The following is a 22,805-nucleotide window of genomic DNA, read 5'->3' as shown; positions in this document are numbered from 1 at the left end:
AAAAATATGCCCGCGGCAGACAATAAAAGGAACTTCGACCGGCTTAAGCACAAGTACCGCCTGGTAATTATGAATGATGATACATACGAAGAAGTAACAGCATTCCGTTTATCCAGGATGAGTGTATATGTGGCAATGAGTACTATTTTCGTACTCCTGGTGGCTATTACCGTGGCAACAGTAGTATTTACACCACTCCGTTACTACATTCCAGGTTATGGCGACTTAAAGCAACGTAAGGAGTTCATGCAGCTGAAAGTGAAAACAGATTCCCTGCAGAAAGCAGTGATCGCAAGAGATCAATACCTGGATAATATGAAACAGGTAATTAACGGAAACGTACCTATGAAGTTGGATACCAACATGTTGAAGTTGCCTAAAGTAGACAACAGTACCTATTAGTCAGTGCATAACAATCATATTGTTAATATGTTAAATAAAATTACTATCTTAACAGCAAATCATATTCTTAACACGAAAAACCTTGCAACCTATGTTTAACCGTAACGCTAAGAGTGAAGGCTCATTGCCCACATCCAACATCAACATCATCGGTAACGGTACCACTATTAATGGTGACATTGATTGTGACGGCGACATCCGCATTGATGGCCAGGTAAACGGCCTGGTATCTACCAGAGCAAAAATCGTAGTAGGTCCCGAAGGAGAGATCGTGGGCGATCTGATTTGTAACAGTGCCGACATCCTGGGTAAAGTAACTGGTATTATCAAAGTAGAAGAACTGTTGTTCCTGAAAGGCAATGCTTTAATCAAAGGCGATATTTACACCGCCCATTTCGAAATGGAGCCTACAGCGAAGTTCAATGGCCGTTGTTACATGGATCCAACTGAAGCGCCAGTAGAAAACAAGGAAAATAAAAATGGAAGATCCCGCGTCACAGAAGTTCAGGAAGAAACAGTCTAACGCTTACCTGCGTTACATTGGGCTGGGATTCCAACTCATTGCGCTTATAGGTGTGGCCCTGTTTGCAGGGTACAAAATTGACCAGTGGACCGGTTTACGGTTTCCCCTGTTCATGATTGTTTTGTCTTTACTGGCAATAGGCCTACTTTTGTGGCGAATTGTAAAAGATACCAGCAAGCATGACCGATAAGTTTTTCTGGAACCTGATTTCCGTATTCGCTATACTGAATGGTTTAATTTTTTTGTTTAAGAACCAGCTCATCACCGCTGGTAACCACGTGTGGGTATTGGTGACCGGTAATGGATTACTGGCCATCATCACCGGGCTTTCTTATTTTCTTACCCGCCGCGGCCTTGGGCAGGATAATAACAACGCCTTCGTACGCAGCGTGTACGCATCTACATTGGCCAAATTGATGCTGTGCCTGTTTGGCATAGGCATTTATGTTCTTGTCAACAGAAGCCAGATCAGCAAATCGACCATCTTTTTGCTGATGGGGCTGTATGTAGTTTATACTGTTTTTGAAACGTTCAGCCTGCAGAAATTGCTCAGGCGTAAAAAATAAAGGATTGGATCAGTGAAAAAGGAGCATCCCTTAAGTGCTTTGGCTACCTACCTGCCCGAGGGCACCTTCGAGCAGGTAGCAGCCTATTTAACGGACTACAAAGTTCATCTTACGTTAACCCGCGAACGAGCCTCTGTATTGGGCGATTATCGTCATCCTTACCAGGGGAAAGGCCACCGCATCAGCGTGAATGGCAACCTGAACAAATTCGCTTTCCTCATTACGTTACTACACGAACTGGCTCACCTCGTTACTTTTAATCTGTATGCCCATTCTGTAGCTGCACATGGCAAAGAATGGAAACACGAGTTTGCTGTAATACTACGCCAATTCCTGGGCCGCGGTTATTTACCGCCCGACGTGGAAACCGCGCTCCGCAGCAGTTTGCACGATCTCGCAGCAAGCTCCTGCGCCGATGAAAATTTAATGCGTGTATTACGTAATTATGATCGAAAGAAAGAAAATCATTATCTTATAGAACAATTAACACTGCACCAACTCTTCCGTACGAAAGACGGCCGCATATTCCGTCGCGGTGAGAAGGTGAGGAAAAGATTTAAATGCGAAGAAGTGGCTACTAAGAAAATGTATCTTTTTAGTCCTGTTTATGAAGTGGAAATACCATCCGAAACTGCATAACTATAGAGTATAAAAGAAAGCAACTTCTGCGTCCCTTATACCAAAACTGAACGATCATGAGTGTAGAGTCCAAGTACCTGGGTAAATTAAAACATTACCAGACTTTTGTAGATGTAAGTATAGACCGTTACGATGATTTCGATTTCGGGTTTATTGTTGATTATAACGATGAATTTTTGCTGCTCGAACGTTTCGACAGCGAAGGTTTATATGATGGCTTCAGCCTGCTGATGCGCGATCGTATTTCACGCATCCGCTGGGGTGGCAATGAAATTACAAGCGTGTCCAAACTCATCGACCCTTCGCAACGCGAAGATGGCGACAATCCCGTGGAAATAGCGCCCCTGGAAGATATGTTGCGCATGTTTAACGAGCGTTTTGGCAGCGTTACCATTCATGTACAGGATGTGAAAGATGATATCTGTTTCATCGGTGAAATTCATGAACTGGATAACGAAACACTGGTGTTGTACGAGTTTGGGACCAAGGTATCACTTGACAGAAGATATATTATGCTTTCGCTGGATGATATTACCCGTGTAGATGCCAACAGCCAGTACATAAAAACATTAGAACGGATATTTGTAAAGAAGAAAAAAGACAGTTGACAATTCTCCTTCGGATGGCTGCTGTAAGTTTAAAGAATCAATAGAACAAGTCATGAATCAATCAGCACAAAATCCGGAAGCATTGTTTCGTAACGGAGTGGCGCTTATAGAGCCTTATATTTTTATTGCCGGTAATGTTTCATCAGATCCGGCACAGAAAGAAATAGCCATTTTTCGTGGAATAGGTATGCTGGATGAAGTTACAGAACTAACGCCAGGTAACTTTGCCGCTTTCTGGATAAAGGGAAAAGCTTACCAGGCTTTGCAGCTACAGGAAAAGGCGTACGTTGAATTTGTAACGGCGTTTGAATTGAATGACGAAAATCCCGATGTAGCCAGAGAACTGGCAATTACCTGCGGATATTTAGGCAAAGGGCAGGAGGCGGTAACGATTTCTTTGCACGCACTTTCTCTCGACCATCACAATCCTGGTTTAATGGGTAATCTTGCGTTATCTTACCTGCTGAACGGAGAGGTGGAAAATGCGGAACGTACCATCGCAGCCGCACTGGTACATTCTCCCGACGACGGCATTAACCAGGTGTTACAAACAATTATAGCTGAGGTCAAAAGCGGACAACGCCAACGACCTTATAAATACGAAGATCTTCAATAGAAAAGCGGAGGCAAATGGCCTCCGCTTTTTTTTGATGGTAGTTAATCCAGGTTCAATACTTTTCCTTTCGGGTACTTCACTGCGTACTTTAAATTCTTCTTCGCATCTTTCCCGGGTTCTACATTCAGATTCCAGGAAACCATTTTCGAGGTTTCATCTTGCAGGGCGTCGCCCACATCTACCTTCATAATTTCTATTTCTTTTGAAACAGATACAGGCAGCTGGTCCTGCAGTACGAGGTGAATGGGCAGGCGTTTGTTGTTCCTTACACTCAGCTCAAAGTGGCGGGTAACGGTTGTGGAGCTGCCGAGGAACTGACGTTGCGAGAAGTCTTTTTGTAAAGTACGGTTTACTACAATGCCTTTGTCGCGGCCGAGGGATACCTGTAATGTGTCGCCTGCGTTTTGTAAGTCGAGGTGCGACTTACCAAGGTAAGTATCTTCGAAATAGATACTGGTTTCGCCGGGCAGCAGGTTCAGTGTTTCCCAGTTGGTAATACCGGCCACCAGATAGGCTGCTTTGTCCAGTTTAGGTGCCGCGTAATATTTGTATTCTGCCGGCACTTCCACTTCCTTAATTGAAACTGTATAGGGCTTACCATCGGAAACAATGGTATAGGGATGGGCAATGTCGAATGTAACGGTGGTAGGGGTAAAACTTTCTGTTACCTGGATGGTCGTCATCTTTTTCCTTGCTTTGTCCTGCACACCGGAAGCCACCACCACTACCTCGTTCAATTCTTTTTCTTCCATTACCGGTGCGGCAAACGTCTGGTAACGGGGAATATCCAAGCCCAGATACCATGGCTGCAACTGGGGCATGGTGGCATTTTGCGAAGGGTTACCTGTAGATAGCGACAGCTTAACATTTTTCCATTCTTCACCGCAATACTGATACACATTCGCTTTATACACCAGCTCCATCGGATGGCTGATGTCCTTTACCTTCAGGTCGTAAGCGGGTGTCCAGCCGGCATTGTTTACCAGGTAACTGATGGTGAATTTACCGTTGATATTTTCCTTTGAAGAAATGGTCACCAGCAGGTCGGAGGTGGGTTGTGTTCCGTTGTTATTAAGTGCTGCCAGTTGTACCTGTACAGCCGTTAATTCTTTTTGAATACTGCTGATCGCCTTTGCTACCGCCGCCTGCTTCTCCAGCACTTCTCCGAGGCGCGCGCGGTGAAAGTCCATCGCCTCGCGCAGCTCTGGCGTTTTAACCCCGGTTTGCGTGCTGCCAATCTCCTGGTTTTTCATCAGCATTGCTTCTTCCTGTGTATATACCTTCTGGTTATTCTTTTCCCTTGTCAGTTTGTCCAGCAGGGTTTCTTCCTGCTGTTGCAGTTTGCTGATCTCTTCCCGGTTTTGCTGCGTTTTGAGGTAGTTTTTTTCGGTGGATACAGACAGTATCGTGAATTCGCCCTGCCCGTTTACCTGGATGCTGTTTTCTACCAGTTGGGACGATACATCCTGGAATACAAGGATGGTGTTGCCGGCAGTGATGCTGGTATTGGCCGAGCGGGTAACCTGTGCGCCCTGCGTAAACACGGTCACCTTGTCGATAATGGTGCTAACGGTTTGTTTCTTTTGGGCAATTGCTGTGGTGTTTAGTAATAAGGTCGCCATTATAGATAGATGTATTGATTTCATACTTCGCTTTTCTTTCAGATGCGCGGTACGTAGTCAATTCCATAATGGCGACCGGGAAATATTTTATTCCGTCACTTCCTGCACGCGTTTTTCGCTTTGGGCAGTAGCGATGGTAATGCGTTCATCTGTTTCGAGGGTGAGTTTGGCTTTCTTTTCTTTTTTCAGCATGATAAATGCGTATTCGTGCTGCTCCAGCAGTTCGTCGTAAGGGCCGCGGGGCGATATGAGTTTAACGAATACGGGTGCTGTTTCAATGGCAATAAAAAGGAGGATGATAAACCAACTGGCGTAACGGATAGGTGCACTACTGTCCGTAAGGTGCCCCAAAGCATCCATGCGGGAGGCAAATCCGTCGAGCGCACCACGTTTAAGCTCCTGTATAGTGGCTTTGATGGTGGAGTCGGTACGATCTATTTCGGACTGGTAAGTTGCAATCAGCTGCTGGTTACGGGCGCTGAGGGTGTCGTAGGCCCTGGCTGCATTATCCGCATCTGTTTTTTTGGCTTTATAAATAGGGCCAAGGTTACGGATGCGTGAGCCGCCGGTACCATCGGCTTCCTGCTGGGCAAATAACATCAGGGTATCACGGCGGGCGCCCTGGGTAATGACTTCTTTTTTGGCTTTATCGATAGAGGCATTCAATTCGTTCAGGCGCGCCTGGTAGCGTTCCTTCACCTTATCTTCCTGGATTTTGAAGGTTTTTTGTTCCATGATCACCAGTTCGGCCTGTATTTCTTTGTCGAATATCTTTAGTTCCAGTGGTTTGGAAATAACCATGGCGATGATAACGGCCAGTACTAACCGCGGCAGGGCCATCTTAAACTCGTCCCAGAACCGTTCTCTCTTTTTCATGCTCGACACAATGTAGCGGTCGAGGTTGAAGATCATCAATCCCCATATCAATCCAAATAAAATAGCTGCCCACCATTGGGAGAAGACGGTCCATAGGGCATACCCGCCCGAAAGGGCGGCTAACAGGCCTGTAAAGAAGATCGTACCACCAATACCTGCGTACTTGTTGGTTTCTACGGGCGCGCGTTCGAGCATAGGGATATGCGCGCCGGAACAGAATAAAAAGAATCTGCGAATGCGTTGCATCTGGTAATGAATAAATCAGTAAATAAAAAGGCAGGATGGATGGGCCCAAGTTACTTAAAAAACGCAGAATTATCAGGGATAGTATAAAAACAAAAACGCCGTGATGCAGAACACCACGGCGTTTTTTATCTTGATGCGTTTAATTACGCAGTTACAGCTTTGTTAACCAGTGCCGCAGCTTCGCTCAGCAGGATGGCAGATTGTACTTTCAGGCCGCTCTGTTCGATGAGGGCTTTCGCTTCAGCAGCGTTGGTACCCTGTAAACGAACGATGATCGGTACTTCGATGTTGCCAATTGACTGGTAAGCATCAATAACACCCTGGGCAACACGATCGCAACGAACGATACCGCCGAAGATGTTGATGAGGATCGCTTTAACTTTAGGATCTTTCAGGATGATGCGGAAACCAGCTTCTACGGTTTGTGCGTTAGCGGTACCGCCCACGTCCAGGAAGTTAGCAGGCTCACCACCGCTTAATTTGATCATATCCATGGTAGCCATAGCCAAACCAGCGCCGTTTACCATGCAACCTACGTTACCGTCCAGTTTAACATAGTTCAGGTTGTATTTGCTGGCTTCTACTTCTGTAGGATCTTCTTCGGAGATATCGCGAAGCGCTTCCAGGTCGGCGTGGCGCATCAGGGCGTTATCGTCCAGGTTCATTTTACAGTCTACCGCAATGATCTTCTCGTCGCTGGTTTTGAACAGCGGGTTGATTTCGAGCATAGCGCAATCCAGTCCTACGTAAGCGTTGTACAGGCTGGTTACGAACTTCACCATGTTTTTGAACGCCTCACCGCTTAAACCGAAGTTGAAAGCGATTTTACGCGCCTGGAAACCTTGCAGGCCACCACCCGGGTGTACCCCCTCTTTGAATATTTTGTCAGGGGTGTTGTGGGCCACTTCTTCAATGTCCATACCACCTTCTGTAGAATACATGATTACGTTCTGGCCTGTAGCCCTGTCCAGCAGAACAGAGAGGTAGAACTCTTTTACGGGATTAGCGCCCGGATAGTAAACATCCTGAGCTACCAGTACCTTGTTCACCAGTTTACCAGCTTCGCCGGTTTGGATGGTTACGAGTGTACCGCCGAGTATATTGCCTGCAATTGTTTTAACGTCTTCAGAATTTTTACCAACAGCCACACCGCGTTGCTCTGTACCTCTCACTTTACCTTTACCACGGCCACCGGCATGGATCTGAGCTTTTACTACCGCAAATTCGTTACCGAACTGCACCTTCAGTTGTTTGTATGCTTCTGCCGCTGCTTCCGGAGTATCTACAGGTATACCTTCCTGTACCGGTACATTATATTTTTTCAACAGTTCTTTCGCCTGGTACTCGTGTAAGTTCATCGGAATAAAATTTGGGTGCTAAAATAGCGTTTTATGATCGAAAAACGGCACCATATTTCTGAATTCGGATTTTTAGTATGGTTTATAGGATTAACTTTGCCGGCATGCCGGAAGGGGAGTCCTTTCCGGCCGTATTATTAAATTAGTGTCAACCCGCGTATGATCGGATTACAACAGCAAATAAAGGAATCGGCTGACTATATCAGGCAATTTGGCCAGCAGGCGCCGGTAACGGGCATTATTTTAGGAAGCGGCCTGGGGAACCTGGCGAAGGAGATCGACAATCCTAAGGAAATCCCTTATGGCGACATCCCGCACTTCCCGGTATCTACCGTAGAGGGGCACCATGGTAAACTGATATTGGGTACCATCAAAGGAAAACCAGTGGTGGCCATGGCAGGCAGGTTCCATTACTACGAAGGGTTTAGCATGCAAATGGTGACCTTCCCGGTTAGGGTGATGAAAGAACTGGGTATATCCACCCTGCTGGTGAGTAATGCGGCCGGTGGCATGAATGCCGCCTTTAACGTGGGCGACCTGATGATCATAACAGATCATATCAACCTGCAACCCGAACATCCTTTAAGAGGTAAGAACGAAAATACCCTGGGACCCCGTTTCCCGGATATGAGTGAGCCTTATGCCAAAACACTGGTGGCCAAAGCGAAAAGCATTGCCGCCCAAAACAATATTCCTGTACACACCGGCGTATATGTAGGCGTTCAGGGGCCAACTTTCGAAACACGCGCAGAATATAAGTTTATGCACATCATCGGCGGCGATGCCGTAGGTATGAGTACCGTGCCGGAGGTGATTGTGGCAGCGCATGCCGGTCTCCGGGTATTTGCCATGAGCGTAATTACCGACCTTGGAATAAGGGAGGAAGAAAATACGATTACGCACCAGGAAGTACTGGAGGCAGCCAACGCGGCAGAGCCTAAATTAACGTTGATTTTCAGGGAATTGATAGCACAATTGTAATTAGCAGTAACAAAGGATGAGGCATTTAGGGATTATAATTTTCTTGACACTTTGCAGTCATACACTGCTGGCGCAGTTCAATAGCGGCCGTTTTTCCGGAATGAGCGGCGGCGGTGGCACCATGACGCGCGACACCTCTAAACACGACCACGAGCCGGATACCCTTACCATCCGCTACCGTTTCCTGGGCGAGCCTACCGATTTTACCATCGACTCGTCGATGAACGACTGGTACAGGAGTTACCTGCAGGTACCGGCCAGCTATGTTACCCTTGGCAACAGTGGCGCCGCTGCCCGTAATATTATTTATACCCCGCGTATGACCGCTGGTTTCGATGCCGGCTTTCACGCATACGATGTTTACCGCTTTACCCACGATAACGCCCGCTTCTTTTACACGAACCGCCCTTACACGGAGCTGGGTTACCTGATAGGAAGTATGCAGGAGCAGTTGATCAACGCCCAGCATACACAAAACCGTACGGAGCGTTTCAACTTTAACTTCGAGTACCGCAAAGTGAGCGCCCCAGGGTATTTCAAGAACCAGAACACCGATCATAACGCCGTAAGACTTACGGCGAGGTTTAATACCAAAAACAAACGTTACCACGCTTTCGTCAGCTTCTATAATAACAAGATCACCGGCGGCGAAAATGGCGGCATTGTGAACGATTCGTTCCTTTCCAGTCCTGATTATAAACGCCGTCGTATTATCCCGGTATTCCTGGGCGGTGCAGGTGGAGGATCGTTCTCGTACTTCAATAATAAAATACCTACCAAAACCGCGTATAAAGAAGCCAGCATAAGGTTATTACACCATTACGACTGGGGGAAGGGCGATACGATACATATTAATGATACCACAGATTACTGGCAGTACGACCCGTTTTTCCGTGTGCAGCATACTTTAACCTATACATCGTCCAGGTATGAGTTTATAGACGAGCAAACGGATACAGCTTACTACACCAATGCCTACGGACTTGTTTTTCCGGAGGGCGATACGCTGCGTTCCAATCATTACTGGCGCACGATTTCCAACGACCTGTCGCTTATCCAGTTCCCGCTGCGGGGTAACCAGGCGCACTTTATCAGTGTTGGCGCGCGGTTCGATAATACGATAGGCGAGTTCCTGGACACATCGCGGAACATTACTTTCCAGAACTTAAGTATACATGGCGAATACCGGAATAAAACGAAGAACCAGAAATGGGACCTTTCGGCTAAGGGAGAGTTGTACCTGGCGGGGGAGAACGCAGGCGATTATGCCGTAAGTGGTGTGCTGAGCCGGTACTTTAACCCGACGTTGGGTAATGTGAGTTTGATGTTCCGCAACGTAAACCGCGAACCATCCTATGTGTACCGGTACTTCGGCACCAATCAGGGCACATTGGTATCCAACGACGATCTTGGGAAGGAGAACATTACCCAGTTCCAGTTTGCGGCCAATAACGACCGTTTACAGTATCGACTGGCAGCGAACTACTTCATCTTCAATAAGCTAAATTACTTCGCAGGCTTTAAGGACGCGCAACAGTTCAGCTCCCTGTTTAACCTTTTGCAGGTCGTTTTCAGCAAACGTTTCTCTGCCAACCAACACCTGCACTGGTACGCAGATATAGCTTTCCAGCAGGTGCACGGCAACTCACCATTGCAACTGCCCACCATCTGGACGCGCCACCGCTTCACTTATGAAGACGTGTTGTACAAGAACCTGAACCTGGTAATGGGTCTGGAAGGCTCTTACAACACCGATTACAATGCCGATAACTATTCGCCGATCCTCGGCCAGTTCTTCACGCAAAACACCGAAAGGATATCTAACTATCCTGATGTTCATGCCTTTGTACACTTCCGCATCAAGTCGTTCAACGCCTTTGTGCGTGGCGAAAACCTGAATGCCTTTTTGTGGGATAACAACCTGTCGGCCCCGCTGTACCCGCGTAATAATTTCGCTTTCCGCGTAGGTATCCGCTGGTGGTTCGTGAACTAAAGGCTGTCATTTACGGTAGAGGCGGTCGCCAGGTAATGCTGTGCCGCCAATATTTGAATGGATGTTTAAATACTACCATTTTTGCTACTTTTGGGATAGGTGTAAATTAGAGGGGAAATAGCTGCAGGTATAAACCGTTTTCCGGATTAGCCCACCAGTGTGTAAAGCCTTGTTATGCCTTATACTTATCGTTATCTCTCCCTGTGTTATTCTACAGTTATTCTGCATCATTCCTACAGTTTTCCTACAGCTTTCCTACACTAACGTCGTGTCAATATGCTGCTAATCCCTATGTAAGTGGTATTATATTGCCTGTTAGTTTCCGGGTTCCGGGTTTGTACTGACGTCCATTTTGGATAAAATGCCTACTTTTGTATCGATATGAAGAAACTGCTTACCATCATTATTGCCGTTTTATACGTGGCCATTACCAGTGGCTTCACGGTGAACGTGCATTATTGCATGGGTAAGATCTCTTCTGTTAAGCTCCATGCTTCGGATAACGATGCCTGTGGTAAATGCGGTAAACCCGGCTCCAAAGGAGGCGATTGCTGCAAAGACGTTCATAAGTTCCTGAAAGTAGAGCAGTCGCACCAGGCGGCTAAAGTGTTTGCCCCGCATGCACTGTTCGCTATGGACCTCAACCTGCCCGTTGCCATTTTCCAGGCACCGGTGCCGGTAACTGCCAGTATTCACAGTGCTTATCACCCCAACGCGCCGCCGCTCGTCTCTGAACGGCCCCTCTTTCTGCGTAACTGCGTTTTCCTGATCTGATTTTAATATAGTGTTTATGCTGATGTGCTGCCATGTGTAGTCACATCTACGTGTATTATTATTTCAATTCTAAATTTATCAGATCATGAAAACGTTTTTCATATTCCTTAGTGTTATCGCCCTGAGCTTTTCTGCCCAGGCCCAGTATAAAAAAGCAGTATTACAAGCATCCGGCCTTACCTGCGCCATGTGTTCCCGCGCCACGCTCAAAGCATTGGAAACCCTGCCCTTCGTGGATAAGATCGATACCGATCTCAATGCCACTTCCTTTATCCTTCACTTTAAACCCAATACCGCTGTAAACATCGATGCCATTGGTAAAAAGGTGGAAGATGCAGGGTTTTTCGTAGCTAAACTCGTGATGACCGCTGATTTTGACAAGTTGAAAGTAACTAACGATGCGCATGTTAATTATGCCGGTCAAACGCTGCATTTCGTAAATGTAAAAGACCAGGTATTGCAGGGCGAAAAAGACATTACGATTGTCGATAAAGCCTTTGTTTCTGCCAAACAGTATAAAAAATATAGCGAACAGGTGAAGATGGCCTGCTACAAAACAGGCACCATGGCCGACTGCTGTAAGCCTTCCGGCTCCGCGGCATCTAAACGCGTGATTCACGTAACCATCTAACCTTTGTTTATGAGAAGTATTATTGTCCTCTTCTTCACCTGTTTCGCTTTCACTGTTCAGGCCCAGGAGCTGTATGTGTCGGCCGAACCGGCGAGTAATATGCCCGCCAATTCGTTGGGCCTGCGGCTTACGAACAAGTTTTTTAAGATGGAGCATGAAAACCGTACTGGATTTCGTTTTGAACCAGAAGTAATGTTCGGCATCAACCGTAACCTGATGTTGCATTTTACCGGGTATATGGCCAATGCGATGCAGGAGAACGTACGTTTTGAAGGCGGTTCGGTGTACGCCAAGTACCGTTTCTTTTCGCAGGATGAGCCTCATTCCCATTTCCGTATGGCGGCTTATGTTAAAGGATCAGTGATCGATAATCCATTCGAGCCGAAAGTAGATCCCGAACATAGTGACGAAACGGTGTACGCGAACAGGGAGCTGGACCTGGAAGGCATGGCATCAGGTGTTTCCGGTGGTATTATTGCTACCAAACTGGTGCACAAACTGGCCGTTTCCGGAACGCTCGGTTACAACCGGTTCCTGAACAATATCAAAACCAACCTGCCCGACGGGTTCTCTGAAAACATGCTCAATTACAGCCTGTCATTCGGTTACCTTACCCTGCCCATAACGTATAAAAGTTACGAACAAACCAATATGAACCTGTACGTGGAGTTTCTCGGCAAAGCCAATATGGACCAGGGCAGGGGGAATTACATAGATGTGGCACCGGCCATTCAGTTTATCTTCAACAGTACTACCCGGCTCGACCTGGCCTATCGATGGGAGGTGTCGGGCAATATGGTGCGTAATATGCCCAATTCCTTTACGGTAAGGATGGAGCATAATATCTTTAATGCGTTTAAACGAAAGTAATATGGCAAAGGTGGTGATCGGTGTACTGAAATTCATACAGTCGTTATTCGTTAAGAAAAACTGCTGTAAGTAAATACGCAATAACATATTATGACCATTAATGCGCCGGTGTATATAAACATCGGCGCATTTTAGTTGTATGGTGATAAATTAACCTTCGTATTGCTGCACGGTATTTGCAAATATGCTAATTTTAGCTAACCTTACTATTCAGCTGTTTTCATACATGGAAAAGATTGTCAGACACTTAGCACTATTTATAGTATTAGTTATAACAGCTTGCGGTCACAAAAAGTCGCCCCGGCAACAACAGATTGTGACAGATCAACGGGAACTGGGTCAAGTTATAAAAGAGAATATTGCGGAACGACTTGATTATGCTGCCAGTGAAAAGCAGCTGGAGGACTCCGTGCCCGTACACAGCGTTACCGCACTCGAAATGAGTTACCAGCCAGGCGGTAAAGCACCACAATGGTCTAAAAGCGGGGCAGTTAGTGCCAACATGGATTCGCTGATCCGCCTCATTCAGCGGGCAGACAATTATGGATTAATTCCTGCTAACTATCACGAACGCGCATTAAGCGCCGGCTTACACGAACTGTCTGTAAATCCGCAGGCCCGTAAAGATGCAGCGCTGTGGGCAAGAATGGATGTAATGCTTACCGACGCCTTTTTTAAACTGGCCACTCACCTGCATTACGGCGTTGCCCCGCGCGACAGTGTAACCTTCCGCACCGATTCTACTTTTTCCGATACCGTATTAGTGGCTATGCTGCAGGACGCACTGGCTAACCGACATGTGTTGACCGTCCTGCATAACCTGGAGCCTAAGCACGCAGGTTACCAGGCTTTAAAAGAAGCACTTGCATCGTTCAAAGCTCAATACAGCCAGCCATGGGATACGTTGCCGCAAACATACACCGATACACTCGACTTCCGCAACCGCCTCGTTAACCGCCTGGTACAAACACATCACCTCGATACTACAGGCATTGTGGTGGATACTGTGGTGATAAAGCAGGGCGTTAAAGCATTTCAGAAGGAGTTCAATATTTATGCGGATGGGGTGGCAGGTAAACGTACCATCCAGGCATTAAACCGCCCGCTGAGTGACTGGGTAGCGCAGGCGGCCGTAAACATGGACCGCTGGCGTAAACTGCCCGATACCATGACGCGCCGCTACATCTGGGTAAACATTCCCGGTTATCGTATGGATGTGTTTGAGAACGATACGTTGCAGTTAACCTCCCGCGTAATCGTGGGAACACCGCGTACGCGTACGCCCATTCTTAACAGCAGCATGACCAACTTCGTGTTGTATCCTTACTGGCGTGTACCATACAGTATTGTATTTAAGGAAATGCTGCCCGCCATTAAAAAAGATGTGAAATACCTGGCCAACAAAAATCTGGAGGTGGTTGATAAAGATAACCAGGTGGTAAACCCCGATTCTATCGACTGGAGCAGGCTGGGTAAAGGCCATTTTCCTTATGTGTTAAGGCAAATGGACGGGCTGGACAACTCACTCGGCATCATGAAATTTAACTTTGGCAATAAGTACAGCGTGTACCTGCACGATACCAATAACCGCCGCCTGTTTGCCAATGCTTTCCGCTCTCTCAGCCACGGCTGCGTGCGGGTACAGCAGTGGGATAGCCTGGCGCATTACCTCGTTCGCCGCGACGTTAAATCGCACGATAGTTTACGGATTTGGTTAGACAGGGGAGAGAAGAAGATGGTGATGCTGACACAAAGAATGCCGATTTACATCAGGTATTTTACAGCAGAAGGGATAGATGGAAAGATACAGTTCTACGATGATATTTATGCGGAAGACAAAGTGATGCGGAAGTTCCTTGGGTACAAATAAAATCAACCTTATATAACGGCGGCGGTCTTCTTGTTAAAGAAGGCCGCCGTTTTTTTATTTCTTTTTCCTGACTTCTTTCTTTTTGGTAAAACTACCCTCGAACATACATTTGATGCCGCGGTAAGCGCCGCAACCTGTTTCGCTCAGCGTTACACGGCCTGCGGTGAACTTAAATTCGAGGATACATTCGCTGTCCTTATCACGGAACTGGCCGGTAGTAGCGCTGGTAAAACGTGCAGTTCCATCCAGTTCGCCATGGCAACTGCCCTTATCTTTGGAAAAACTAACAAAGAACTGGAACTCTTTTGCCGTTTCGCCATCGCGGATAGATACCAGGTTGTGTTCACCTGCAGTATAATCACCGGAGAATTTATGTTTGCGGGCAAAAGTATCTATTGGGTTGTAAAGGCCGGTACTGGCAGGTTCGGTAGAGTTAGTCATGATGAGGGCAATGCTGCCGTCGGCATAAGCGCCGTAAGTATCTTCACGGGTGGCTGTATAAGTTGACGTGCGTTTTTCAGCAGTATTCACTTTAATATTATAACGTCCGTCTATGCTGGAAGTAATTTCTTTTGCCGCACCTGTTTTAATCACACCAGCTGACAACTTGTTCAGGTATTGGCCTTTTGGCGTAAATAAACAGATGTAAGCACTGCTGCCCGATTTGCCCGTTGCCTTTACCAGTACATAATGCAGGTCGGAACTTTTAAAATAAGCGAGGGGGAAGATGCGGAGTTTCTCTTTCGCATTGAAGTTATCGTTCGCCAGCGTATCCGGTAAAAACTGCGCGGTTATTTTAGGCTTTAACGCCAGCGAGTCGGGCGTTTTTTCCTTCAGCAGCTCTGGCGAAATTCTATAAGGAAGTTTGGAGGCAGGAAATAATTCACCGAATTCTGCAAATGTAAGAGGACGATCTTCATCGCCCGGTTTCTTCGTTTTGTCTTTACAGGCGGTTAATACGCCCAATGCCATTACCATTAACAGGATGCGGAGTCTGCTCATAATTTGCTCTAAATTGAACGAAAAGTTAAATATTATTTGGTTCATTATCACTGCATCACACAAAATATCCCCTTCCATTTGCGATAGTCAAACAAAATATTTAGATTTGTCTAAACTTTATTTTAAGTATTTATGAATTTGACGATTGCGGAAGAGAATTACATCAAGTCGATCTTTAAACTGCAGGAAGGCACAGAAACCGTGTCTACCAACGCTATAGCCTACGAACTGGACACAAAACCAGCCTCGGTTACGGACATGGCGAAGAAGCTGAAAGAGAAGAAACTGATCGATTATGAAAAGTACCATGGTATTACCTTAACCGCGGAAGGAAAGAAGATCGCCTTGCAGATTATTCGCCGTCACCGTTTGTGGGAGTGCTTTTTGGTAGATAAACTCTCTTTTAGCTGGGAAGAAGTGCATGAACTGGCCGAAGAACTGGAGCATGTGCGCAGTGAAAAGTTAACTACCCGCCTCAGCGATTTCCTGGGTAACCCCACTACCGACCCGCACGGCGATCCTATTCCGGACGCCCAGGGTAAAATGAACAAGATACGCTCTCTCCAACCCCTTGATAAAGCCGCCGCCAAAAGACTGGAAGTAGCTGCCGTAAACGATCAGAGTACCGCGTTGCTGGAATTTCTGAACGCCAAAGGCATTCGTTTGGGTACACAGATAGAAGTGATAGAGCGATATGAATTCGACAATTCAGTAGAAATAAAAATAAAGAACCAGCCCGCTTTTACCATTAGCGAGCAGGTTTCTAAAAACATACTTGTAAGGCCACTATAACCAAAGCATGAAGCCTACAACCAGACAAAAGACAGATATATGAGCAGGATAAAGGATTCGGCCGCCTCGTTAAGTGAAGTGCATCAAAGCGTGGACACCACCCAACCCCGATCGCGCTGGCGCACGTTGCTGGCGTTTTTTGGACCAGCTTACCTTGTAAGTGTGGGCTATATGGACCCTGGCAACTGGGCCACCGACCTGGCAGGAGGTAGTAAGTACGGATACGCACTTTTATGGGTGCTGCTCATGAGTAACCTCATGGCCCTGCTGCTGCAAAGTCTCAGCGCCCGCCTGGGTATCGTTCGTAACCGCGATCTGGCACAGGCCAACCGGGAAACCTATCCGCCCGTCGTTAACTTCCTTTTGTATATACTCGCCGAGATCGCCATTGCCGCTACAGACCTCGCCGAAGTATTGGGTATGGCCATTGGTCTGCAGCTATTATCAGGCATTCCGCTGATGTGGGGCGTTGGGCTTACGGTGCTGGACACGTTCCTGCTGCTCGTGCTGCAACGTTACGGCATTCGTAAAATGGAAGCGTTCATTATTGCGCTGGTAGCCATTGTGGGTATTTCGTTTTTTATAGAACTTATCATCTCCAAACCGCAGATGAATGAAGTGGTAAAAGGATTTATACCCACCCTGCCCGACGAAACGGCGTTGTATATCGCCATCGGTATTATTGGCGCCACGGTGATGCCACATAACCTTTACCTGCACTCTGCACTGGTGCAAACACGTAAGATCAGTAAAGATGATAAGGGGATAAGAAGGGCGCTGAGACTGAACTTTGCGGACAGCGCCATTGCATTGAACCTCGCGTTTTTCGTAAACGCGGCTATCCTTATACTTGCCGCAACGGTGTTTCACAAAGGCGGGCATACGGAAGTGGCAGACATTAGCCAGGCGCACCATATGCTGGAAGGTTTGCTGGGCAGCAAAATGGCACCCATATTATTCGCGGTGGCATTGATAGCGGCAGGGCAAAGCTCCACCGTTACCGGTACCCTGGCGGGCCAGATCGTAATGGAAGGTTACCTGCGTTTACGTATTAATCCATGGTTGCGCAGACTGCTTACGCGTTTGCTGGCTATTGTGCCTGCATTACTGGTGATACTTATTTATGGTGAAGAAAAGGTAGGAGAACTGTTGGTATTTAGCCAGGTGTTGTTAAGTCTGCAGCTCGGCTTTGCGGTTATTCCACTCATTCACTTTGTGAGTGATAAAAAAACAATGGGCAAGTTCGCCATCGGTACCTGGACGAAAATAGCAGGATGGCTGATTACGATAATACTGGTATACCTGAACGTACGTTTGGTATTGGATGAAGTAATTAACCTCATAACAGGGGCAGAGTCGTGGTGGATGTCGGCGCTGGTAATGGTGCTTTGCGCAGGTTTCCTCACGTTATTGGTCATCACTGTTATCTACCCATTACTTGGCTATCGTAACCGCGACGCGTCAGTAAACATGCACACGCCGCCGCGTACGTTGGGTAACCTTGAGAAGCCCGTATACAAACGTATTGCATTGGCGCTTGACTTTAGTAAACACGACGAGAAAGTACTGTCAAACGCCCTGGCTCAAGGCAACCCCGATACTGAATACATTCTCATTCATATCGTGGAAAGTCCATCCGCACGCTACTTCGGTAACGACTCTGCCGACCATGAAACACAGCAGGACCAGGAGCAGCTCGATTTATACGTTGCGCTGTTAAAAGAAAGAAATATTAATGCACAAGGAGTGCTGGGCTATAAACACCGTGCTAAGTCAATTGTAAAAATAGTGCAGGAGCAACAGGCAGACTTACTTATTCTTGGCGGCCACGGGCACAAGGGGATCAAGGACTGGCTGTACGGCGAAACGGTGAATTTTGTGCGCCACTATGTGAGTATTCCAGTACTGGTAGTTCAATAAAAGCTTATGGAACAAAGGTTTCAACCGGGTGATGTAAGGCAGTTTACACGCAAAGTGCGTGCGGAAGATTGCGCTACTTTCGAGAGTGGTAACGTACATCCCGTATACGCCACCTTTGCTTTAGCCCGCGATGCGGAATGGTGTTGCCGCTTGTTTGTACTCGAAATGAAGGAAGAAGATGAAGAGGGGATAGGCACCAGCCTTACCGTACATCATCACTCACCCGCTCCGGAAGGCATAACGGTGGAGTTTACAGCAACGATCAAATCCATCAACAAAAATGAAATTATCTGCACTTACGAAGCCCGTGTAGGAGAGCGTTTAATCGCCACCGGCGAGCAGGCGCAAAAGATATTGAAAAAAGAAAAGCTGGAAAGATTGTTTTCCAGCTTTTCATAATGTTATAGTCCCAGTACTTCTTTTAGTTTTGGATACCCCGTTTTACTCACCTGTATTTTACTGCCCGATTTCAAAATAGCGAGGTAAGTTTCCTTCTCGTATGGCTCCAGTCGCGTTATCTGGCTAACGTTCAGGATGTAGCCTCTGTGTACGCGGATGAACTGCTGCGGATCGAGTGTTTTCTCGAAAAACGCCATGGTTTTGTTTTTCAGGAAGCCGCCTTCCTGCGTTACCACTTTTACATAATCATCGGCCGCTTCGATATAATGGATATCGGCCATGGGGATGATTTTGATCTTGCCGTTTATTTTCACCACCACGCGGTTATGCTGTGCAGGCATTTCGCGGGCTGCTACGTCCAGCAAATCATTTACGGGCGCAGGTTCGGGAGTTGCGCTCGATAATTTATCGGCCAGCTTCTGCATGGCTTTATCGAAACGCTCACGGGAAAAAGGTTTGAGCAGATAATCGGCTGCGCTTACTTCAAAGGCACGCAGGGCGTATTCTTCAAAGGCGGTGGTAAATATCACGGCGGGCAGTTTTTCTACCAGTTCCAGCATTTCGAAGCCGTTGATCTTCGGCATTTGTATATCGAGAAAAATAAGTTCGGGTTGATGTTGCTGAATGGCTTTCAGTCCTTCGAAGCCATCGTTGCATTCCTGCATAACGGTTACCTGTGGCCAGTTGCGAAGGTACTCCAGTACCAGTTCCCGGGCCAGTGGCTCATCATCAATAATTACGGCTTTTATCATTTTGGTTGCGGTACTTTAATATAGGTCGTAAAAATGGTGTTTTGTGTGTCGGTGGTTAACAGGTCGCTGCGGCCGAATAATAAAAACAGCCTGCGCTGGATGGATGAAAGTCCGAAGCCGGTGCCCTTGGTAGAGTTTTGTAACTCCGGGTCAAACGGGTTTTCTACGCTTATCAGCAGCATATCGTCTGCAGTCCAGGCTTTGATGCGGATGGTTATTTCACCGATCGTATCGTATAATCCAAACTTGATCGCGTTTTCTACTACGGGTTGCAGCAGCATCGGAGGTATTTGTAAGGAATCGCATCCTTCGCTCACGATAATCTCAGTACTCAGGCGATGGCGGAACCTTACTTTTTCTATATCGAGGTACCATTGCAGGTACTGTATTTCCTCTTTAAGAGTAGTCCAGCTCTGGTCTTCTTTTTTAAGTGTGCCCCTTAAAAAGTCAGAGAGTTTCTGCACCATTTGCCGCGCTTCTTCCGGGCGCAGACTTATAAGCGCGTTAATAGAATTGAGGCTGTTGAACAGGAAGTGCGGTTGTAACTGGTGCCGCAGCTTAAACAGTTCCGCCTCGCGGGCTAGTTTTTCAGCGTTCTCTTTGCGGGCGATCGTTTCTTTCTGGTCTTCCATTTCGTACCAGAAAATGCTGAGCATACTAATGGCAGAAAGAAATATCCAGATAATGATGAAACGGACCGGCAGCGAGGCCTGTAACCAGGGGAAGTACGTTGCGGAATCGCGAAAGAGCAGTCCCAGTAACCAGTAGCAGGCATAAATGCAGGCGACGGCGAGGGTGGCATTTAGCGTAAGGATGAAAAAGTAACGTCCTTTCGTGGGCCTGTAGTAAGCCAGGTTATGGCTAATGAGCATAGTGGCGGCCGCTATCAGCGTACATTGTATGGAGGCGTCGGTGAAAGAGGGGTGTAGGTCGAAACCAAACCAGTAGTACAGTATCGCTGTTTGTATCATCACACTCGCCATCCAGGTGGTGGTAAAAGCGAAGCGGAACGATTTAGCGGAAGATAGAGGAGTTGCCAATTTGCCGGTTTATTTTCCTACAAGTTAAGCTCAAAAACCTTTTGTGCCTGCAATTGCGATGCTTTCATCTGCAAAAGCGCCACATAATTGGCTTCGTTTTCAGGTTCTTCCACGCGCGAATACAGTTCCATACCGTCTTTCAGATCGTCCAGGGTATTTAGTTCGGATACATTGATGAAGCGCCACTCCACCAGTTCTCTTTTTTGGTTCAGGAAAGAGTATTGCTCCTGCTGCCCGATGGCTGCAGCCTTGGTTAAGGCTTCCTGCCTGGTAGTGGCGCTTATCAGGCGCAGCTGTTCATCGTACTGTGGCGCGTGGATACCCTGCCCGCAGATAATCTGGTAAACGATTTTAGCAACAAACCAAGTCATATAATACAGTTTAAAAAGATAATTGGCACAATAAGTTTAGCAACGATACTAGTAGCTTTTGATATCTACACCACCGAAGGTGCAGGAACCTTTGATCAGCAGCACCCTGTCTGGGTTTACGGCAAGCGGTTGTACCCTTTTGTCGTCGATACCGCCGAAAATGGCACTTACATCTACCCTCACTTCCCAATGCGGAGGAACAATGATTTCCACGCCACCGAACAGGCACTGTACATCTAATACCGCGGTGCCGTAAAAGTCGGCCTGCGAAAGGTTAATTTCTGCACCGCCAAAGGTGGTAGATAAATTACCGCCGCGGAAGTTTTTAGAGAGTACGATCTTTTTCGCACCGCTGAAGAAGGAGTTGATATTGAGGTAGTCCTCCACATTATCTCCTTCAGGAATGAAGAGCTGGCGTTTTCTTTCCGTTGAATTAACGATCAGGAAAATACCTGCCACCACAAATGCCAGCGGCCATACGAAGCGCGACAGGTGTATGTTCCATGGCAAAATATCATCCAGCAGGAAGATACTGCCTACCGCTACGAGAATGATCCATGCTGCGCCGGTAAAGTTCCTTTTAGCACCGATGATCAAACCGATAGCGATCACGATCATTTCCCAGGAAAACAGCCAGTGCGGCAGGGAGAGATCTAAACGTTTAAGTAACATAAATACACCTACCACCAGGAGGATTAAACCACCCCACATACCACTTGTTCTTTCTTGTTGACGATTATACCTGTTCATATATTTTATTTTATGCCTCAAAATTATTGTTTGTTGTAAGGGCAGGCAATGCGCTTTAGGCAGGAAGAAGACAAAACCCGGTAAAAGCAGGGAAATTACCGGTGAAATGGGATGCCATATTTTTCACCGGAGGAACACTGAGAGGAAGTAATGGCGAAACAGGAGGATAAGATATAGGTAAGACCAGTATAAAGCTAATATAACACCAATATAATGGGAGATGAGGCGGATTTGACGTGGATATGAGGCGGACTTGATGTGCTTATTCGCTTGATTTAGAATGAATTAACGGCAGTTTTTGCACAAGGTATAGTGATTATGTAATTGGTTATTATGTAGTTATGTTGATATTTTTCACTTTTTTGAGGTTGCGATGGACTGAAAGATGATACTATTTAGCCGTAAGAGTCCCTTAGGACTAGTGTAGGGGGTATACACCGCCGGTATGGGAATAACCAAACTGTTGCCCAATGTTGTTAGGGCCGTTGAAGGGAGTGACACAACGGCGGCTGAACGGAGATTCAACCGCCGGTAACCTGATTATTATTATCGTTTTACCAATGGTGCTATGGCGGTAGCCCAGCGTTTATAGTCCTTCCCGGAAGGGTGCAGGCCGTCCTCTGCTACCAGGGCCGGGTCGTGAGCGGCTTCGCGGGTAAAGTGCGTGATATCAACCCATTGGGCTTTATAGGCGAGGGCAATCTCTTTATTGGCGGCGTTAAAAGCGTCTATTTCTTTGGCGATCAGTGCCCGGTCCCGGCCTTCAGCAAAAGGAGTAGCACCCCAGTCGGGGATAGATACTACGATTACGTGCGAGGCGTCGTTACCGGCGAAGGCGATGGCCTGTTTAAGCAGGCTGGTAAACTGTTCGCGGTACTCTTCAAGAGAGCGGCCACGGTACTGGTTATTTACGCCGATGAGAAGGGTCACCAGGTCGTAAGTGCCTTTAATATCAGCCGCCTGAATGCCGGCGGCCAGTTCGTCGGTAGTCCAGCCCGTAACGGCAACTATCTTAGGTTCGCTGATATTTAAAACAGAGGCCAGGTGTGCCGGGAAGCGTTCGTTGGCGGGTACGGCTTCGCCTATAGTATAACTATCGCCCAGTGCGAGGTAAGAAAATTCCAATTTTTCTAATGGTTTGATGGTGGATAAAAACAGGGTCGAAAATAGCATTAATCGTAACATCCGTATGAATTTTTATCTG

General features: G+C 47.0%; 25 protein-coding genes. 16 read left to right on the top strand and 9 right to left on the bottom strand.

Features of this window, described 5'->3' with window-relative positions:
- Nucleotides 1-6: 6 nt before the first annotated feature.
- From QZT80_RS13105 to QZT80_RS13080, 7 genes are all read left to right on the top strand, one after another.
- Nucleotides 7-402 (top strand): hypothetical protein, encoded by a 396-nt coding sequence (locus QZT80_RS13105; protein ID WP_295122453.1) that lies wholly within the window; start codon nt 7-9, stop codon nt 400-402.
- Nucleotides 403-493: 91 nt separating this feature from the next.
- Nucleotides 494-925, top strand: a complete 432-nt coding sequence (locus QZT80_RS13100; protein WP_295122452.1) for a polymer-forming cytoskeletal protein — start codon at nt 494-496, stop codon at nt 923-925.
- Nucleotides 882-1,115: an AtpZ/AtpI family protein gene (locus tag QZT80_RS26720; RefSeq protein ID WP_367112867.1), complete on the top strand. Its 234-nt coding sequence runs from the start codon at nt 882-884 to the stop codon at nt 1,113-1,115. Before QZT80_RS13100 ends, QZT80_RS26720 begins: the two co-directional genes overlap by 44 nt.
- Complete coding sequence (locus QZT80_RS13095; protein ID WP_295122450.1) at nt 1,105-1,491, top strand: hypothetical protein; 387 nt, start codon at nt 1,105-1,107, stop codon at nt 1,489-1,491. The genes QZT80_RS26720 and QZT80_RS13095 overlap by 11 nt, the downstream gene beginning before the upstream one ends.
- A 12-nt stretch (nt 1,492-1,503) precedes the next feature.
- Nucleotides 1,504-2,130 (top strand): SprT-like domain-containing protein, encoded by a 627-nt coding sequence (locus QZT80_RS13090; RefSeq protein WP_295122448.1) that lies wholly within the window; start codon nt 1,504-1,506, stop codon nt 2,128-2,130.
- Between the two features lie 56 nt (nt 2,131-2,186).
- Nucleotides 2,187-2,738 (top strand): hypothetical protein, encoded by a 552-nt coding sequence (locus tag QZT80_RS13085; RefSeq protein WP_295122446.1) that lies wholly within the window; start codon nt 2,187-2,189, stop codon nt 2,736-2,738.
- Nucleotides 2,739-2,790: 52 nt separating this feature from the next.
- Nucleotides 2,791-3,354, top strand: a complete 564-nt coding sequence (locus tag QZT80_RS13080) for a hypothetical protein (protein WP_295122445.1) — start codon at nt 2,791-2,793, stop codon at nt 3,352-3,354.
- A 41-nt stretch (nt 3,355-3,395) separates the two neighbouring features.
- On the opposite strand, the gene QZT80_RS13075 is transcribed toward QZT80_RS13080, so the two are convergent.
- The 3 genes from QZT80_RS13075 to sucC all read right to left on the bottom strand — a co-directional run bounded on the left by QZT80_RS13075 (nt 3,396) and on the right by sucC (nt 7,456).
- The gene (locus tag QZT80_RS13075) at nt 3,396-4,976 is read right to left on the bottom strand and encodes a DUF4139 domain-containing protein (protein WP_295122443.1); all 1,581 of its coding nucleotides are present in this window, start codon (nt 4,974-4,976) and stop codon (nt 3,396-3,398) included.
- Nucleotides 4,977-5,063: 87 nt separating this feature from the next.
- A complete protein-coding gene (locus QZT80_RS13070) occupies nt 5,064-6,098 on the bottom strand; it encodes a DUF4407 domain-containing protein (RefSeq protein WP_295122441.1) in 1,035 nt (344 codons plus the stop codon).
- A gap of 143 nt (nt 6,099-6,241) precedes the next feature.
- Nucleotides 6,242-7,456, bottom strand: a complete 1,215-nt coding sequence (gene sucC / locus QZT80_RS13065) for an ADP-forming succinate--CoA ligase subunit beta (RefSeq protein WP_295122440.1) — start codon at nt 7,454-7,456, stop codon at nt 6,242-6,244.
- A 159-nt stretch (nt 7,457-7,615) separates the two neighbouring features.
- Between sucC and QZT80_RS13060 the strand changes: the two genes are divergently transcribed.
- From QZT80_RS13060 to QZT80_RS13035, 6 genes are all read left to right on the top strand, one after another.
- Nucleotides 7,616-8,437: a purine-nucleoside phosphorylase gene (locus tag QZT80_RS13060; protein ID WP_295122439.1), complete on the top strand. Its 822-nt coding sequence runs from the start codon at nt 7,616-7,618 to the stop codon at nt 8,435-8,437.
- Between the two features lie 43 nt (nt 8,438-8,480).
- The gene (locus QZT80_RS13055; protein ID WP_295122437.1) at nt 8,481-10,430 is read left to right on the top strand and encodes a putative porin; all 1,950 of its coding nucleotides are present in this window, start codon (nt 8,481-8,483) and stop codon (nt 10,428-10,430) included.
- Nucleotides 10,431-10,811: 381 nt separating this feature from the next.
- Entirely contained in the window at nt 10,812-11,204 is a 393-nt protein-coding gene (locus tag QZT80_RS13050) for a hypothetical protein (protein ID WP_295122435.1), read from the top strand.
- An 85-nt stretch (nt 11,205-11,289) separates the two neighbouring features.
- Nucleotides 11,290-11,835 carry a heavy metal-associated domain-containing protein gene (locus tag QZT80_RS13045; protein WP_295122434.1) on the top strand — a complete coding sequence of 182 codons (546 nt, stop codon included), beginning with the start codon at nt 11,290-11,292 and terminating at the stop codon, nt 11,833-11,835.
- A 9-nt stretch (nt 11,836-11,844) separates the two neighbouring features.
- The gene (locus QZT80_RS13040) at nt 11,845-12,705 is read left to right on the top strand and encodes a hypothetical protein (protein WP_295122432.1); all 861 of its coding nucleotides are present in this window, start codon (nt 11,845-11,847) and stop codon (nt 12,703-12,705) included.
- A gap of 316 nt (nt 12,706-13,021) precedes the next feature.
- Nucleotides 13,022-14,575 carry a L,D-transpeptidase family protein gene (locus QZT80_RS13035; RefSeq protein ID WP_295122430.1) on the top strand — a complete coding sequence of 518 codons (1,554 nt, stop codon included), beginning with the start codon at nt 13,022-13,024 and terminating at the stop codon, nt 14,573-14,575.
- Nucleotides 14,576-14,629: 54 nt separating this feature from the next.
- On the opposite strand, the gene QZT80_RS13030 is transcribed toward QZT80_RS13035, so the two are convergent.
- A complete protein-coding gene (locus QZT80_RS13030; RefSeq protein ID WP_295122428.1) occupies nt 14,630-15,577 on the bottom strand; it encodes a hypothetical protein in 948 nt (315 codons plus the stop codon).
- Between the two features lie 132 nt (nt 15,578-15,709).
- On the opposite strand from QZT80_RS13030, the gene QZT80_RS13025 reads away from it, so the two are divergent.
- From QZT80_RS13025 to QZT80_RS13015, 3 genes are read left to right on the top strand one after another with little or no spacing between them, the layout of a single operon-like run.
- Nucleotides 15,710-16,369 carry a metal-dependent transcriptional regulator gene (locus QZT80_RS13025; protein WP_295122426.1) on the top strand — a complete coding sequence of 220 codons (660 nt, stop codon included), beginning with the start codon at nt 15,710-15,712 and terminating at the stop codon, nt 16,367-16,369.
- Between the two features lie 39 nt (nt 16,370-16,408).
- Nucleotides 16,409-18,289, top strand: a complete 1,881-nt coding sequence (locus tag QZT80_RS13020) for an Nramp family divalent metal transporter (protein WP_295122424.1) — start codon at nt 16,409-16,411, stop codon at nt 18,287-18,289.
- A 6-nt stretch (nt 18,290-18,295) separates the two neighbouring features.
- Nucleotides 18,296-18,688, top strand: a complete 393-nt coding sequence (locus tag QZT80_RS13015) for a hypothetical protein (RefSeq protein WP_295122422.1) — start codon at nt 18,296-18,298, stop codon at nt 18,686-18,688.
- Between the two features lie 2 nt (nt 18,689-18,690).
- On the opposite strand, the gene QZT80_RS13010 is transcribed toward QZT80_RS13015, so the two are convergent.
- The 5 genes from QZT80_RS13010 to QZT80_RS12990 form a co-directional block, all read right to left on the bottom strand.
- Nucleotides 18,691-19,440, bottom strand: a complete 750-nt coding sequence (locus tag QZT80_RS13010) for a LytTR family transcriptional regulator DNA-binding domain-containing protein (RefSeq protein ID WP_295122420.1) — start codon at nt 19,438-19,440, stop codon at nt 18,691-18,693.
- Nucleotides 19,437-20,480, bottom strand: a complete 1,044-nt coding sequence (locus tag QZT80_RS13005; protein ID WP_295122418.1) for a sensor histidine kinase — start codon at nt 20,478-20,480, stop codon at nt 19,437-19,439. The genes QZT80_RS13010 and QZT80_RS13005 overlap by 4 nt, the downstream gene beginning before the upstream one ends.
- A 17-nt stretch (nt 20,481-20,497) precedes the next feature.
- Complete coding sequence (locus tag QZT80_RS13000) at nt 20,498-20,851, bottom strand: DUF4288 domain-containing protein (protein ID WP_295122416.1); 354 nt, start codon at nt 20,849-20,851, stop codon at nt 20,498-20,500.
- 48 nt (nt 20,852-20,899) lie between these two features.
- Complete coding sequence (locus tag QZT80_RS12995; protein WP_295122415.1) at nt 20,900-21,601, bottom strand: DUF5668 domain-containing protein; 702 nt, start codon at nt 21,599-21,601, stop codon at nt 20,900-20,902.
- 546 nt (nt 21,602-22,147) lie between these two features.
- Nucleotides 22,148-22,786 carry an SGNH/GDSL hydrolase family protein gene (locus QZT80_RS12990; protein WP_295122413.1) on the bottom strand — a complete coding sequence of 213 codons (639 nt, stop codon included), beginning with the start codon at nt 22,784-22,786 and terminating at the stop codon, nt 22,148-22,150.
- Nucleotides 22,787-22,805: the final 19 nt, after the last annotated feature.

It is taken from the genome of uncultured Chitinophaga sp., assembly GCF_902168175.1.
In the GTDB taxonomy this organism is placed as follows: Bacteria; Bacteroidota; Bacteroidia; order Chitinophagales; family Chitinophagaceae; genus Chitinophaga.
Note: the sequence above shows the minus strand (reverse complement) of the source record. Positions and strands in the feature narration are given on the sequence as shown.